This window comes from Pseudomonas sp. ML2-2023-3 (genome assembly GCF_037055275.1).
In the GTDB taxonomy this organism is placed as follows: Bacteria; Pseudomonadota; Gammaproteobacteria; order Pseudomonadales; family Pseudomonadaceae; genus Aquipseudomonas.
The window spans coordinates 3,888,304-3,903,782 of sequence record NZ_CP146343.1; the positions used below are offsets into that span (position 1 = coordinate 3,888,304).

Below are 15,479 nucleotides of genomic sequence, written 5' to 3' on the forward strand. Positions count from 1 at the left end.
CATTATTCAGATGACCTGAACAATAGCGTCGGTTACCGCTTCAATGTTGCGCTGATTCAAAGAAGCCACGCAGATTCGGCCAGTGTCCAGGGCGTAGATGCCGAACTCGGTACGCAGGCGCGTCACTTGCTCAACGGTCAGGCCGGAGTACGAGAACATGCCGCGCTGACGCGCAACAAAGCTGAAATCATGCCCCGGAGCCTTTTTCGACAGCAGCTCTACCATTTGCAGGCGCATACCGCGAATGCGCAGTCGCATTTCAGCCAGTTCTTCTTCCCACATGGCACGCAGCTCAGGGCTGTTGAGCACAGCGGCGGCGATGGTTGCACCGTGGGTCGGCGGGTTGGAGTAGTTGGTGCGGATCACACGCTTGACCTGGGACAGAACGCGAGCGCTCTCATCCGCAGACTCGGTGATGATTGACAGTGCCCCTACACGCTCGCCGTACAGCGAGAACGACTTGGAGAACGAGCTGGAAACAAAGAAGCTCAGCCCCGACTCAGCAAACAGGCGCACTGCCGCGGCGTCTTCGTCGATACCGTCGCCAAAGCCCTGGTAGGCCATGTCCAGGAACGGAATCAGGCCTTTGGCCTTGACCACGTCCAGCACGTTCTGCCAGTCAGCCGGGGTCAGGTCGACACCGGTCGGGTTGTGGCAGCACGCGTGCAGCACAACGATGGAGCCGGCTGGCAAGGCATTGAGGTCTTCGAGCATGCCGGCACGGTTGACGTCATGGCTGGCAGCGTCGTAGTAGCGGTAGTTCTGAACCGGGAAACCCGCGGTTTCGAACAGAGCACGGTGGTTTTCCCAGCTTGGATCGCTGATGGCAACAACAGCATTTGGCTGCAGTTGCTTGAGGAAGTCAGCACCGATTTTCAGCGCGCCAGTACCGCCCACGGCTTGAGTGGTGATTACTCGACCAGCAGCCAACAGGGGTGAGTCAGCACCGAACAGCAGTTTCTGAACAGCTTGGTCGTAGGCAGCAATACCATCGATCGGCAAGTAGCCGCGCGACGCATGCTGAGCAACCCGAATCGTTTCGGCTTCGACAACGGCACGCAAGAGCGGAATTCGTCCCTCTTCGTTGCAGTAAACACCGACCCCCAGATTCACTTTGCTGGTACGGGTATCGGCGTTAAATGCTTCGTTGAGGCCCAGGATAGGATCGCGTGGTGCCATTTCGACAGCGGAGAACAGGCTCATTATTACGGCGGCTCTGAATGGAGAATGGAGGGGGTGACAACGCTCCAGCCGATTGCACTAGAGCGGTGCACAAACGGGGAGCAAGTATAAGGCCGATCACGATTCGGGCAACAGGCTATTACCGGTTTTGGCTAAGTATTTGAGTTTATTTTCAGGCCACTGGTCGAATTGCAATCTTTGCCAAGATCACCGTGTCAGAGCAGCGCCTTGAAACAGTCAGACATGACCTCCATATTTACCCGTATCCTGTTTTTTTCCTGCGGCTTGAGTCGCATGCACTTATAAGGGTCAACGCCTTTATAGAAGCAAACCCCGAGGTCCTTCATGCCCGATTTCCAGCTTGTTACCCGCTTCGAGCCTGCGGGTGATCAACCCGAAGCCATTCGCCAGATGATCGAAGGCATCGAAGCCGGCCTGTCGCACCAGACCCTGCTCGGGGTAACGGGTTCGGGCAAGACCTTCAGCATCGCCAACGTGATCGCACATGTGAATCGTCCCACACTGGTACTCGCGCCAAACAAGACCCTGGCCGCGCAGTTGTATGGCGAGTTCAAGTCGTTCTTCCCAAACAACGCGGTGGAGTACTTCGTTTCGTACTACGACTACTACCAGCCCGAAGCCTACGTGCCCTCCTCCGACACTTTCATCGAGAAAGACGCCTCGATCAACGACCACATCGAACAGATGCGTTTGTCCGCGACCAAGGCGCTGCTGGAGCGCAAGGACGCGATTATCGTCACCACGGTGTCGTGCATTTATGGTTTGGGCAGCCCGGAAACCTATTTGAAGATGGTGTTGCACGTCGATCGCGGGGACAAGCTCGACCAGCGCGAGCTGTTGCGCCGCCTGGCCGACCTGCAATACACCCGCAACGACATGGATTTCGCCCGTTCGACATTCCGGGTGCGTGGCGATGTGATCGACATTTACCCGGCAGAGTCGGACCTTGAGGCCGTGCGCATCGAGCTGTTCGATGATGAAGTCGAGAGCATCAGCGCTTTTGACCCATTGACCGGCGAAGTCATACGCAAGATGCCGCGCTTTACTTTCTACCCAAAAAGCCACTATGTGACCCCGCGCGAAACCCTGCTGGACGCCGTCGAAGGCATCAAGGAGGAACTCAAGGAGCGTCTTGAGTACCTGCGCGCCAATAACAAACTGGTCGAGGCACAGCGACTGGAGCAGCGCACCCGTTTCGATCTGGAAATGATCATGGAGCTGGGCTACTGCAACGGCATCGAAAACTACTCGCGCTACCTTTCGGGCCGCGAGTCCGGTGCGCCGCCACCGACTTTGTTCGACTACCTGCCGGCGGATGCCTTGCTGGTGATCGACGAGTCTCACGTCAGCGTGCCGCAGGTAGGCGCCATGTACAAAGGCGACCGCTCCCGCAAAGAGACCCTGGTGGAGTACGGCTTCCGTCTGCCTTCGGCACTGGACAACCGGCCGATGCGCTTTGATGAATGGGAGCGCATCAGCCCGCAAACGATTTTCGTCTCGGCCACGCCGGGTAACTACGAGGCCGAACATGCGGGCCGTGTGGTCGAGCAAGTGGTGCGTCCGACCGGCCTGGTCGACCCGCAAATCGAGATTCGCCCGGCACTGACCCAAGTCGACGACTTGCTGTCCGAGATCGCCAAGCGCGTCGCGCTGGAAGAACGGGTGCTGGTCACCACGCTGACCAAACGCATGTCCGAAGACCTGACCGACTACCTGGCCGACCACGGCGTACGCGTGCGTTACTTGCACTCGGACATCGACACCGTGGAACGGGTCGAGATCATTCGTGACCTGCGTCTGGGGGTGTTTGATGTGCTGGTGGGCATCAACTTGCTGCGTGAAGGCCTGGACATGCCCGAAGTGTCGCTGGTGGCAATTCTCGATGCCGACAAGGAAGGCTTCCTGCGTTCGGAGCGCTCACTGATCCAGACCATTGGCCGTGCGGCCCGTAACCTTAATGGCCGGGCAATTCTCTATGCAGACCGGATCACCGGCTCGATGGAACGAGCCATTGGCGAAACCGAGCGTCGTCGCGAGAAACAGATCGCGTTCAACCTCGCCAACGGCATCACCCCCAAAGGGGTGTTCAAGGACGTTGCCGACATTATGGAAGGCGCAGTAGTACCGGGTTCGCGCAGTAAAAAGCGCAAAGGGATGGCCAAAGCCGCCGAAGAGAACGCCAAGTACGAAAACGAACTGCGCTCGCCGAGCGAGATCAGCAAGCGCATTCGCCAGCTGGAAGAAAAAATGTACGCCCTGGCCCGCGACCTGGAGTTCGAGGCCGCCGCGCAAATGCGCGACGAAATCGGCAAGCTCAGGGAGCGGTTGTTGCAGGTTTAACCGTTCACGAGCAGGCTCGCTCCCACAGGGGCACAGAAAAAAATTCAATTAAGTGGGAGCGAGCCTGCTCGCGAAGTCTTCCAGGTAGCGCGGTTTATCCAGTAACTGCGCGTTAACGGCGGGTTCAGACTCCCACTTAAACCGCCACTGCCGCCACCGCCTCTACCTCAAACAGCATCTCATCCAGCGCCAGTCGCGGTACCGGGATCAATGTGCAGGCCGGTGCTGGCAGTTCACCCCACACCCGCGAGATCTCAGCACCCAAAATCTGCAGACGCTCCATGCTGTGATCTACGATCAATACTGTGATCTTGGCGACGTCCTTGATCTGCGCATCCGCTGCTGCCAGGGCAATCTGCACGTTGGCAAATGCCTGGCGCACCTGCTCGGCGAAGTCGGGTGACAACTGGCTTTCGGCGTTTTCACCGCCCTGGCCTGCGGTGTACACCAGGCGCACATTGGGCGCCAGACGGGCGACATGGGAATAGCCGTTGGGCGCAGGGTCATACAAGCCTGCCGGGTTGAGTAATTGCACTGCAGGGTTAGAGTTCTTATCCATAAAATACGCACCATAGGCAGTTGAGTAAGCAAGCGCGCTATTCAACCACTCTCGCAAACCCGTATGCCAGCGCCCTCGCGACACCTGCCGCAAATATGTAAGGATGTCCCGCCGCATCGCACCAGAGCCCGTTTTCCAAGGATGACCATGACCGCCATCAACACCCAAATGCCCCTTGTGCCGGGGCGTCTTGAACAAATGTCGACCCGCATTGCCTTTTTTATCGCCGGTTTTGGGCTCGCGGCCTGGGCGCCACTGGTGCCCTATGCCAAAGCACGGGCCGGGCTGGATGAGGCGACCTTGGGGCTTTTGCTGCTGTGTCTGGGCGCAGGGTCGATCCTGGCGATGCCTATCGCAGGGGTTCTGGCCACACGCTTTGGCTGTCGGCGGGTATTGATCGGCGGGACGCTACTGATCTGCCTCGCACTGCCGCTGTTGGCGACTGCCAGCTCCATGTCGTTGTTGATCGCGACGCTCTTTGTATTTGGTGCAGGGCTGGGCGCCGTCGACTCCACCGTCAACCTGCAGGCCGTGATCGTTGAGCGCGCCAGCGGACGCAACATGATGTCGGGCTTTCATGGTTTGTTCAGTGTGGGCGGGATTGCCGGGGCAGCCGGTGTCAGCGCATTGCTTGCGCTGGGCCTGTCACCGCTGTGGGCGATTGTGGTGGTGATTATGCTGCTCCTTGCGGCCCTGATTAAAGCCGCTCCCCATCTGCTGCCCTATGGCAGCGAAAGCAGCGGCCCGGCGTTTGCCGTGCCTCACGGCGTGGTGCTGTTCATCGGGCTGCTGTGCTTTACGGTGTTTCTGGCCGAAGGCGCGATGCTCGACTGGAGTGCGGTGTTCCTGACCACCGAAAAAAACATCGGTGAAGCCTACGCCGGGCTTGGCTATGCCGCGTTCGCACTGACCATGACCGCAGGTCGTTTGATGGGCGATACCATCGTCAAGCGCTTGGGTGCCCGGCGGGTAATTGTCGTGGGAGGGCTGTTTGCCGCTGCCGGCATGGCCCTGGCAACACTGGGGACGGGTTGGGAAGTTTCGCTGCTCGGGTATGCATTGGTGGGCGCGGGGTGTTCAAACATCGTTCCAGTGCTGTACACCGCCGTAGGCAAACAAACCGTGATGCCGGAAAACATCGCCGTGCCGGCCATCACCACCCTGGGTTATGCGGGGATTCTGGCAGGGCCTGCGGCCATCGGCTTTATCGCCCATGCCAGCAGCCTGAGCATCGCCTTTTTGCTGATCACCGCCATGCTGATGGCCGTGGCCATCAGCGGGCGGATCTTGCGCGTCTAGGTAACACAACACCCTGTGAGGGGGGCAGTGCTCCACCTCGCAGGCAAACCCGCACCCACAGGTCCGGCAGTACCTGTGTTGAGGCGCTTAGAAACCTACACTCGCCTGCACAAAGAACGTACGCGGCTCACCCAGGTAAATCCCTGAGTTGTTGTCGCTGGAACGGGTGTAGTACTCCTGGTTCAGCAGGTTCTTGATCCCCGCCCCCACCTTCAAATTCGACGCTTCAGGGCCGAAATCGTAGCCAACACGGGTGCTCCAGGTCGCATAGCCCGGTATGTCCCCATACTGGCCATCCGGTGTCGGATCAGTGATGTACACACCGCCAGTGCCGGGCGCGTGCTGCTGGGACTGGGCAAACATGTCCAGGTTATAGGTCCAGCGATTGACCACATAACGCGCACCCAGGTTTACCACCTGGCGGGAATACAGCGGCAGGTCACGCCCCTTGAAGTTCGGAATGTCACCCTCGGAAGTCGCCTTGGTGTAAGTGAAGCCCGCATTCACCGACAAGCCGTCAAGGCGTGCGTCCAGAGCCGACAGGTCGTAATGAACCGAAGTTTCCAGGCCCTGGTGCTTGGTTGCCCCCAGGTTGGTCCAGCCCACATCGTTGCTGACGTATTGCAACTCGTCGGCAAAATCGATGTAGAACAGCGTCACTTCACCGCCCCACACGCCATTGTCGTAGCGCGTACCCAGCTCGTAGGTTTTGGCCTTTTCAGGGCGCAGGCCTGCCGCTGTCGCATCGCCGACACCGCCCTGCCCCAGCTGGAAGTATTGCAGGCTGCCGAACGAGGTTTCGTAGTTGGCAAACAGCTTCCAGGCGTCCGAGAGGTGATACATCACGCTCAGGGCCGGCAGGGCTTCGCTGCTGTCGATGCTGCGCTTCTTCTCAAGCACCGGCACACCGTTGTTTCCCAGTACCGGGCGGTCGTGCCATTGGGTGCTGATGCGCTCGAAACGAATCCCCGGAGTCACCGTCCAGTTACCTACATCGATCTTGTCATCGATATAGAACGCGTTGGCCTCAGTGCCGCCCGTGCGATCCTGATACACATGACCATCGGCTCCTGGCCCCGGCACTGGCACGTAATTGACCAGCAAGACCTGGCTGGCCTCCTCGTGCATCGCTTCTTTGAGATAGCGATAGCCCACACCCACTTCCTGCGTCACGGGCCCCAGCGTAAACACATGGGACACCCGTGGCTCGATGCCAAACGTGTGATAACTGCGCGGATACGAGGCCAGGGTCTGCAAGTTACGTGCGGCAATAGTGCTGCCACGAAAGCTGTCGGTGTAATACGTCAGGACTTCAAACTGGGTCTGGTCGTCAATCTGGCGCAGGTACTTGAAGGACACGTCCTTGCGCCGCCCGGTGAAGCTGTCGTAGTCGCGCACCGACTGATACGGATCGGCATCGAACTGCTTCTGGGTTAGGCCACCGGGCATGTCCGCTGTGGCATCGTAATAATGAAAGTTGAGGGTGAAGTCATCCTGATCGGTGGGCGCCCAGTGGGTTTTAAGCAACACGTCATCAATATCGTTGTCATTGTTGCGCGCCCGATAGCCATCCCCCTTGACCCCCGAGTACAGCAGCGCGGCACCGATGCCGTTGTCTGCCGTGCCGCCCAGAAACGCCGATTCAATGTGCTTCCAGCCACCGCGTTCGGAGGTCTCCAGGGTAGTACCCACTTCGCCCTGGAAGGTTTCAGGAATGGCCCGGGTGACGAAATTAATCACCCCGCCCACGTTTTGCGGCCCATAGCGCACCGAACCGGCACCGCGTACCACGTCAATGCTGTCCAGGTTGCCCGACGAAATCGGAGCCATCGACAATTGTGGCTGGCCGTAGGGCGCGAACGCCGCAGGGATGCCGTCGATCAATACGGTGGAGCGCGGCGACAGCCGTGAAGTCAAACCGCGTACGCCTACGTTCAGCGAAATATCGCTGCCGCCAGTGCCGTTGGACTCCTGCACCTGCACCCCGGGAATGCGCTTGAGCGCGTCACTGACGTTCATGGTGCCCTGCTCGACCATGGCCTCGCGGCGTACCACCGTCCGGGCGCCCGGATGATTCTGCACCACCGCGTCATTGGCATCGCTCAGCCAGTTACCGACCACTTTCACATCCACCGGTCCCAGTTCCAGGGGGCCGGAAGGTGCGGCACTGACGGTGGGCGCAGCACTCAGGGTCACGGCATCGCCGTCCAGCGTGTAGCTCAGGCCACTGCCTTGCAGCAACTGCGCCAGGGCTTGCTCGGGTGACAGGTTGCCGTCGACCGCAAGCGCCAGTTTGCCCGCCACCAGTTGCGGGCTGAAAAACACCTGCAACGAGGTCTGTTGAGCCAACTGGCTCAGTGCGGCACCCAAGGGCTGCGACTGAATATGGACAGCACTCGACGGGGATTGTGCGGCAAACGCACAGGGCATCGCCGCATTGACCGCCAGGGCCAACGCCAGCGGCAACAAGCGCGTGCGGGGAAGAGAAGCTGGAGTGCTCAAAGGTGTTTCAAGCGAGGAAAGTCGCCCACGATGATTGTTGTTTTTCACGTCGAGTCTTGCCCTGTGGATCGCACTTGAGTGCGACTGTTAATGCAAACCAGTTGCAGTTGATCAAGAAGACGAAGAACTCGAAAAAAACCTGAATTGATTACCCAATTATTTTCTGGCGATGATTTCCTGACTGCCGTCTGACCGTGCCCGGACAGCGACTGGCAGGATCTGTGGCAAGGCCTTGAGCAGCGCATCGGTGTCATCGGTTTTAAACACGCTGGACAGCCGCAGCCGGGCGATCGCAGGCGAGGTCACGTGCACAGGCTTGTCGCGATAACGGGACACTTGTGCCGCCACTTCACCCAGGGTGGCATCCTCGAACACCAGTTGTCCCTTGCGCCAGGCGGTCAACACCCGGGTGTTGACCGCCTGCACGGCAGCCACCTGCCCCTGCGCGTCCACAACAGTCCCCTGCCCCGCCGTCAGGTTGGCCACTGCGTGCGGGTTGGCACCTTGCACCCGAACATGCCCGGACTCCACCGCAACCCGTGCCTGATCGCCCTCGCGCAACACGTCAAAACGCGTACCGGTCACTGTCACCTGTCCGGCACCGGCCTGAACCACAAACGGCCTGTCAGCGTCGCGGGCCACGCTGAACATTCCCTCGCCCTGCTGCAACTCGACATTGCGCTGGCGACGCTCGAAATTGATTCGTACGCGGCTGCGGCCGTTGAGTTCAATGGATGATCCATCGGGCAGGTTCACTGTGCGCCGCTCACCTGTCGCCGTGGCAAACTCGGCCTGGTAGCCCGCTGACGATTGCAGCTGCATCCACAGACCCGCCCCGGCCGCTATTGCCACAACACTCGCAGCCAGCCCGTAAGCCAGAAACGAGCGACGCCCCAACCTTGGCGCAGGCACTTCGCACAACGCCTGCAATCGCGCCTTGGGCAACAGGTCTGCGGCCGACCACATGCTGGCCAACCACTGGTATTCCGCCTCATGGCTGGCGTGTTGCGTACGCCACGCCTCAAATTCGGCCTGCTCGGCCACGCTCAGGGTGTGCGCTTGCACCCGCGCAAACCAGGTTGCGGCGGCGTCGCGCACATTCGCGCTGCCACATGCACAGTCAGGCGTATCCATCACGCAATCCTTTACCGATGTCATCACGCAGACCCCACACGTTCACGCAGATGGCGCAGGGTGCGGATCATATACTTTTCCACCATGTTCTTGGACAGCCCCAGGCGCTCTGCAATCTCTGCCTGGGTGAGGCCTTCGATCTTCTGCCAGACAAAGACCCTGCGACAATTGAGCGGTAGCTCCAGCAATGCCCTTTCAACCGACTCAGCCAACTGCAGAGCACGCATGTACTGCTCCGGATCACCGGTTTCGGACGAGCCTGAAGGAACGCCCGCCTGCTCCTTGGCAGCGCGCAGTTCTTCACGGCGAAAACCGTCCACCGCGATATTGCGGGCTGTCTGGTGCAAATACGCACGCGGCTGCTCGACCGCATCCACATTGGATTCGAGCACGCGGACAAAAGTGTCATGGGCGAGGTCTTGAGCCTGCTGTCGGTTGCGCAGGCGCCGGGTCCAGGTTCCGATCAACTCTTCGTAATGGTCAAAGAAGCCCGTTTTACGGGGCACTTTCTGAGTCATCGCAGGGGACTACACAGGTGGGGCGCGAATAGTAATGCTTCCTATTAAAGCCAGCAATCACTGCGATGACAGAAGGTCAAACCCTTACATCTCGGCCTTGGCTAACAAGCGTTTCTCGACTTGAGTGGCACCGCTGGAACCATAGCGCCGGGCCGTGAGCAACCCGACCACTCCCATCACCCCGCAGAACGCCACGCACACCCACGGACTCCACGGCATCAACGCGATCAGCAGCAACGGCGTGGTGCTGGCCCAGAGTGCGTAGGCGATGTTGTAGGTAAACGAAATGCCCGAAACGCGGATCGGCGCAGGAAACAGGCCAACCATCACCGAAGGCACCACCCCGACAATCCCGCAGGTCAAACCGGCGAATGCGTACGCCAGCCCGGGCAATGCCCACTCCCCTACCAGACTGGCGTACAACAGGCCGATACCCAGTGGCAGCAAAACGCTGTACAGCGCAATGCTGCGCCAGACGCCGATACGGTCGACGATCAGACCGGCCAGCACACAGCCGATATTCAAAAACACGATGCCCAGGCTGCTCAACGCAAAGGTGTGACTGGCAGTCATGCCAAAGCGTTGCTGCATCACGGTCGGCGTAATCACCACAAACACCACCACGGCGCTAGTAAGGACGCAGGTCAGCAACGCAGCCGGTAGCAAAGACCCACGGTGATCACGCAAAACCGTGCGTAACGGGAACTCTGCGCGGCCTTCCTTGCGCTCGCGCAAGGCTAAAAACACCGGGGTTTCACTGAGCCAGCGACGCAGCCACACGCCAATCACACCGAACACGCCACCGAGCAGGAACGGAAAGCGCCAGGCGTAATCAAGGATTTCTGCTGGTGTGAACATCTGGGCGAGAAGCGTCGCGGTCAAGGCCCCGATCAAGTAGCCGAAGGTCAGCCCGGCTTGCAAGAAGCCCAGGGCAAAGCCCCTGCGACCGGCCGGTGCATGCTCGGCCACAAATACCCAGGCACTGGGCACCTCCCCCCCTACCGCCGCGCCCTGAAGGATGCGCAGGGCCAACAGAATCAGCGGCGCGAAATAACCGATATCCGCGTAAGTGGGCATGATCCCGATCAGCAGACAAGGCAGCGCCATCATCAGGATGCTCAGGCTGAACACCCGCTTGCGCCCCAGGTGGTCGGCAAAGTGCGCCATCAAAATCCCGCCTAATGGGCGCGCTAGATAACCGGTCACAAAAATCCCGAAGCTCTGCAGCAAGCGCAGCCATTCGGGCATGTCCGGCGGAAAAAACAGCTGGCTGAGGGTCAGGGCAAAGAATACGAAAATGATGAAATCGTAAATTTCCAGCGCCCCGCCCAGGGCCGCAAGGCCCAAGGTTCTATAGTCGGAACGGGAAAAACGCACCGTTGTGGCTTGAGTATCAGCAGACATAAATAGGCTCAATGTTAACTGGACACGCCTATGTTGGCGCTTGCGGTCGAGGGCGCGAGCATAGCAAATCCTGCAGAAACCACTGCAAAACCTGTGGGAGCGGGCTGGCTTGGGATGCGAACTGCTCGGTGTGACTGAGTCACCAAAGCGCGGCCATCGCGAGCAAGCCCGCTCCCACATAGGCCACCGCCCCCAGGCAACTACCCCTGCCACCCTCCACCCAATGCCCCAAACACATCCACCAGCGACAGCGACACCTGGGCGGTGCTGTCGACCAGCGCTGCTTCGTTGGCCAGCAGCACGTTTTGAACGGTCAATACGTTCAGAAAGTCCACCGTACCCTGGGTGTACTGTTGATGGACGCTATCCAGCGCACGCTGGCTATGCACCACCGCCTGCTGCAGGCTGTCACGACGACGCTGGTTGGCCTGATACGCCACCAGTGCATCGTCCACCTCATGCCAGGCCCGCAATACGGTTTTTTGATAGGCAATGCCGGCCTCTTGCTGACGCCCTTCCTGCAATTGCAACGCACCCTGCAAACGTCCACCTTCAAACACCGGCACGCTCAACCCCGGCCCGAACGCAAAACTGCGCGAGCCCCAGCTGCCCAGATCTGACAGTTGCATGGCCTGCATCCCCAGGCTTCCAGACAAGGTAATACGTGGATAAAAGTCCGCCTTGGCCATACCGATAGCAGCCGTGGCTGCATGCAATTGTGCCTCGGCACGGCGGATATCGGGGCGTCGCTGCGCCAACTCGCTCGGCAAGCCAATCGGTACATCCGCGCCATAGGCCGGCACGGGCGCCGCTGCGTTCAATAGCTGCTGCAAGGCCCTTGGTTCACGAGCCACCAGCATGCTCAGAGCATTGATCAATTGCGCACTACGCTGCTGCAACGGCGCCATGCGCGCTTCGATCTCGGCTACCTGAGCGGCGGCTTCCGACACTTGCAAGTCAGTGGCTACGCCCTCTTTGAGCTGCAATTGAGTCAGCTCCAGACTACGGCGGGCGATCTGCAGGTTTTGCTCCACCACCGCCAGTGCCTGCTGCGTACCACGCAGCTGAATATAGTGCTGCGCGGTCTGCACGATCACCAGCAACTGCACCCCGTGACGATCCTCTGCCGCCACTTGCACTGATGCATCAGCCGCTTCCACCGAACGCTTGACCCTGCCCCACAAGTCCGCTTCCCAGCTAAAACCCAGGCCACCATTCCACAGATTGAACGCCTGCTTGCCGCTGTGCCCCGAAGGGTCATTCAAGCCCACCTGACTGTTACGGCTGCGACTGTAACTGGCCGTACCGTCCACCTCAGGCAAGGTGTCGGCGTTTATTTGACGGCGTATCGCAAGGCTTTGCTCCAGGCGACTGGCCGCCAGTTTCACATCAAAGTTGCTCTGCTGCGCCTCGCGCACCAATGCCGACAGCTGACGATCGCCAAAAGTATCCCACCAACGCGGGTCGATTGCTGACTCGAGCGTCCCGCTATGCCCCGCTTCGGTGGCCACGGGCGCCCAGTTTTTTGCAATCTTGGGCACGGGCGCCTGGAAGTCCGGACCTACCACGCAACCACTCAGACTCAACACGCTGTAACAGGCCACAGCCCAGATCAATGCAGTGTTTTTCATCGTGCGCTGACCTGTTGATCGTGCGCTGTGGCCGTGTCGATAGATGCATCTACCGACATCCCGAGGCGCAATTGGCTGGCCAGTAACTGCCCTTGATCCAGGGTGACTTTCACCGCTATGCGCTGCGCTACCTTGGTGAAGTTGCCCGTTGCGTTATCCGGGGCAATGGCCGAGAACGTCACACCGGTAGCCGGAGCAATACTGTCGACGGTGCCTTGCAGGGTCTGGCCGGGGAAACTGTCAACCTTGATCGTCACACGTTGCCCGGCCTGCATGTGGGTCAGCTGATGCTCTAGAAAGTTGGCAACGACAAAGGCGTCCGCCAGCGGTACAACCGCCAGCACGGTATCCCCGGGCTTGACGTAAGCGCCAAGACGCACGCTGCGCCGCCCTACAACGCCGTCAAAAGGTGCCGTCAGTTGGGTGTGGGACAAGTCCAGCTCGGCCCGTGCTTGCAAGGCCTCGGCATAGTCCACCGACGCTTGCGCCGCGGTGGCCTGGGCGGCCAGCACACGGGTTTGCTGACGGGCAGCTTCCATGGCGGCCTTGTGCTGGGCCAACTCGGCCCGGGCGGTCAGCGAACGATTTTTCGCCTGCTGGGAGTTCTGCAATGTTCCCGCCCCCTGCCCCGCCAGATGTTGATAGCGCTGCAACTCATGTTCGGCAAACTCCACCTGCGCCAGGTCCGCATCGACCGTGGCCTTGGCCTGTTCGATCAGCGAGCGTTGACGCTCAAGCATCGCCAGTGCATTGGCCTGCTGCGCCCGAGCGCTCGCCACGCTGGCTTGCGCCGCTTGCACGGCAGCCTGATAGTCCTGAGGATCGATCCGCGCCAACAACTGCCCGGCCTTGACCGGCTGGTTGTCCTGCACCAGCACTTCATCGATAAACCCTGCGACTTTAGGCGCGATCAAAGTGTAATCGGCGCTGACAAACGCATCATTGGTGCTCTGCACTGCACCCGATCCGAAAACCAGCCGCCACAACCCGTACAGCACAATAACTGCCACCAGACCCACGCCGACCATGACCAAAGGCTTGCGCCCGCTTGTTGTACTCATTTCACTGCTCCAACAGGTGTGCCCGGCGCGTAGATCCGCGTGGGGCCAAAAGGGATTAACACAATCAATAGAAGCGCCAAGGCGGCCATGTACAGATAGAGGTCGGCAGACGTCAGCACCACCGCCTGCTGATGAACCCGATGCGCCAGATCTGCCCCGGTACTGACCAGCGGCGAGTTACCCAGGCGATCGAGCAACATCGTTGAATGGAAGTGCTCGCGGTTGAGCGTCAACACACCCAGCACACTGCCCGCGGCAACCGCTGAAAAGCCTTTGACGGTGTTGAACCAGGCCGATGCAAACGGGCCGTCAGCCGGGTTCAGGCCGCCCGTGGCGAGCATCAACAACGGAATTACTGCCATGGGCTGTGCGATGATTTGAATCGCCTGCAACCCATAGAAATTCTCGCGACTCCACATTGAGGTCACCTGCGAACCGAGGCCGCACGCCAGCGCCAACAGCGCCAGACCAATGGCCAGTACCCAGCGGCAGTCAACCCAGCGCAGGTTGCACAGCGCGACCACCAGCGGCAGCGCAATCAACTGTGGCAACGCCACCAGCAACATGACCGGAGCGGTTTCAAGGGGACGGTAACCCTGCACCTGAGCCAGATAACTGGAAGGAATCTTGATCACCGCCAACAACACAAACAGCACCCCGCCCAACGTCAGCAGGGCATGAGCCAGGTTGCGGATTTTCAACAGTTGCAACTTGAAAAACGGCAGCGGATGCGACCATTCATTAATAAAAAACAACACCATCAGCGCGGTGCCGCCGACAATAAAAAACTGAATCATCGACGACTCGAACCAGTTCAGCCGCTGGCCCAGTTCCAGGCCCAGCACCAGCATGATCAGGCCCGGCAAGCCAAGCAGCAGGCCTCGCCAGTCAAACTGCTTGAAACGCTCCAGCCGCAATGGGTCCTGGGGCAAACCCCAGGCCACACAAGCCATCGACAACAGGCCCAGCGGGATGATTTGCCAGAACGCCCACTGCCACCCGGCGTACTCCACCCACCAGGCAGACAGCGGCGTACCAAAACTGGGGCCAAAGGTCGCGGTCAGCGCATAACTGCCCAGCCCGTATAGACGAATGCCCGGCGGCAAAAACCGTAGCGCCACTGACATCAGCATTGGCGGCAAGGCGCCACCGGCAAACCCTTGCAAAGTGCGCAGCAACATCAGCACATCGACATTAGGCGCAAACGGGCAGAGGATGCCCAACAGCAAAAAAGCACCGATGGCACACAAGGTAAACCGTCTCAAAGAGAAGGTTGCCGCGCACCAGGGCGCGAAAGCCATGGCACTGATGGACGTGGCCGAATACACCGCCAGCAACCAGGTACTTTCGTCAAAACCGATGCCCATTGCCCCACGAATATCGGGCATGGCCACCTTGGTTACATTCTCGTTGAAACCCGATACCAGCACCGCCAGCAACACGCCCAGCAGACCCGTAAAAATCCGCAGCCCAAATGCCGTGCTGATGGCGGGTGCCGGGGTGGTTGCACCTGCAACCAGCGCAGTCACACCCCTGCTCCAGACGCCAGACTGCGCCCATGATCAAACCGCCAGTACATGGCTGACTCCGTCGTCTTTATAGATGACAGAAAGTTTAATCAGCTTGCATTACTATAAAAATTGATAAATAGCTAACTGTGGAGTGCGTCAGACGCAATTATTGCGGATGCCAACTTTTGCCCATAGCAGCTGCCGAAGGAACGAGGCTGCGTCCGGTAGCGAAGCCGCCATATATCAGCTAACGGGTTAAACAGTAATGGCGCGACTAAAATCTTGCGAGTGCTTCGCACTCGGACGCAGCCTCGTTC

General features: G+C 59.6%; 11 protein-coding genes. 2 read left to right on the forward strand and 9 right to left on the reverse strand.

All coding sequences use genetic code 11. From position 1 onward, the window contains the following. Positions 1-6: 6 nt before the first annotated feature. Complete coding sequence (locus tag V6P94_RS17805; RefSeq protein WP_019828454.1) at positions 7-1,203, reverse strand: amino acid aminotransferase; 1,197 nt, start codon at positions 1,201-1,203, stop codon at positions 7-9. A gap of 324 nt (positions 1,204-1,527) precedes the next feature. Between V6P94_RS17805 and uvrB the strand changes: the two genes are divergently transcribed. Then, positions 1,528-3,543, forward strand: coding sequence for an excinuclease ABC subunit UvrB (gene uvrB / locus V6P94_RS17810; RefSeq protein WP_019828456.1), 2,016 nt, complete (start codon positions 1,528-1,530; stop codon positions 3,541-3,543). A 136-nt stretch (positions 3,544-3,679) separates the two neighbouring features. Here uvrB and V6P94_RS17815 read toward each other — a convergent pair whose 3' ends face one another. Continuing rightward, on the reverse strand, positions 3,680-4,102 hold the full coding sequence (locus V6P94_RS17815) for a RidA family protein (RefSeq protein ID WP_019828457.1): 423 nt from the start codon (positions 4,100-4,102) through the stop codon (positions 3,680-3,682). A gap of 147 nt (positions 4,103-4,249) precedes the next feature. Between V6P94_RS17815 and V6P94_RS17820 the strand changes: the two genes are divergently transcribed. Then, a complete protein-coding gene (locus tag V6P94_RS17820; RefSeq protein ID WP_046808634.1) occupies positions 4,250-5,401 on the forward strand; it encodes an MFS transporter in 1,152 nt (383 codons plus the stop codon). 87 nt (positions 5,402-5,488) lie between these two features. Here V6P94_RS17820 and V6P94_RS17825 read toward each other — a convergent pair whose 3' ends face one another. From V6P94_RS17825 to V6P94_RS17855, 7 genes are all read right to left on the reverse strand, one after another. Next, positions 5,489-7,831 (reverse strand): TonB-dependent siderophore receptor, encoded by a 2,343-nt coding sequence (locus tag V6P94_RS17825; RefSeq protein ID WP_326399043.1) that lies wholly within the window; start codon positions 7,829-7,831, stop codon positions 5,489-5,491. A 228-nt stretch (positions 7,832-8,059) separates the two neighbouring features. Further along, positions 8,060-9,037 (reverse strand): FecR family protein, encoded by a 978-nt coding sequence (locus V6P94_RS17830; RefSeq protein ID WP_338647966.1) that lies wholly within the window; start codon positions 9,035-9,037, stop codon positions 8,060-8,062. Between the two features lie 23 nt (positions 9,038-9,060). Further along, positions 9,061-9,555, reverse strand: coding sequence for a sigma-70 family RNA polymerase sigma factor (locus tag V6P94_RS17835; RefSeq protein WP_019828462.1), 495 nt, complete (start codon positions 9,553-9,555; stop codon positions 9,061-9,063). Positions 9,556-9,639: 84 nt separating this feature from the next. Beyond that, positions 9,640-10,959, reverse strand: a complete 1,320-nt coding sequence (locus tag V6P94_RS17840) for an MFS transporter (RefSeq protein ID WP_019828463.1) — start codon at positions 10,957-10,959, stop codon at positions 9,640-9,642. A 200-nt stretch (positions 10,960-11,159) separates the two neighbouring features. Then, the gene (locus V6P94_RS17845; protein WP_326397744.1) at positions 11,160-12,590 is read right to left on the reverse strand and encodes an efflux transporter outer membrane subunit; all 1,431 of its coding nucleotides are present in this window, start codon (positions 12,588-12,590) and stop codon (positions 11,160-11,162) included. After that, positions 12,587-13,651, reverse strand: a complete 1,065-nt coding sequence (locus V6P94_RS17850) for an HlyD family secretion protein (RefSeq protein ID WP_019828466.1) — start codon at positions 13,649-13,651, stop codon at positions 12,587-12,589. Before V6P94_RS17850 ends, V6P94_RS17845 begins: the two co-directional genes overlap by 4 nt. Then, positions 13,648-15,180, reverse strand: coding sequence for an MFS transporter (locus V6P94_RS17855; protein WP_326397743.1), 1,533 nt, complete (start codon positions 15,178-15,180; stop codon positions 13,648-13,650). The genes V6P94_RS17850 and V6P94_RS17855 overlap by 4 nt, the downstream gene beginning before the upstream one ends. Positions 15,181-15,479: the final 299 nt, after the last annotated feature.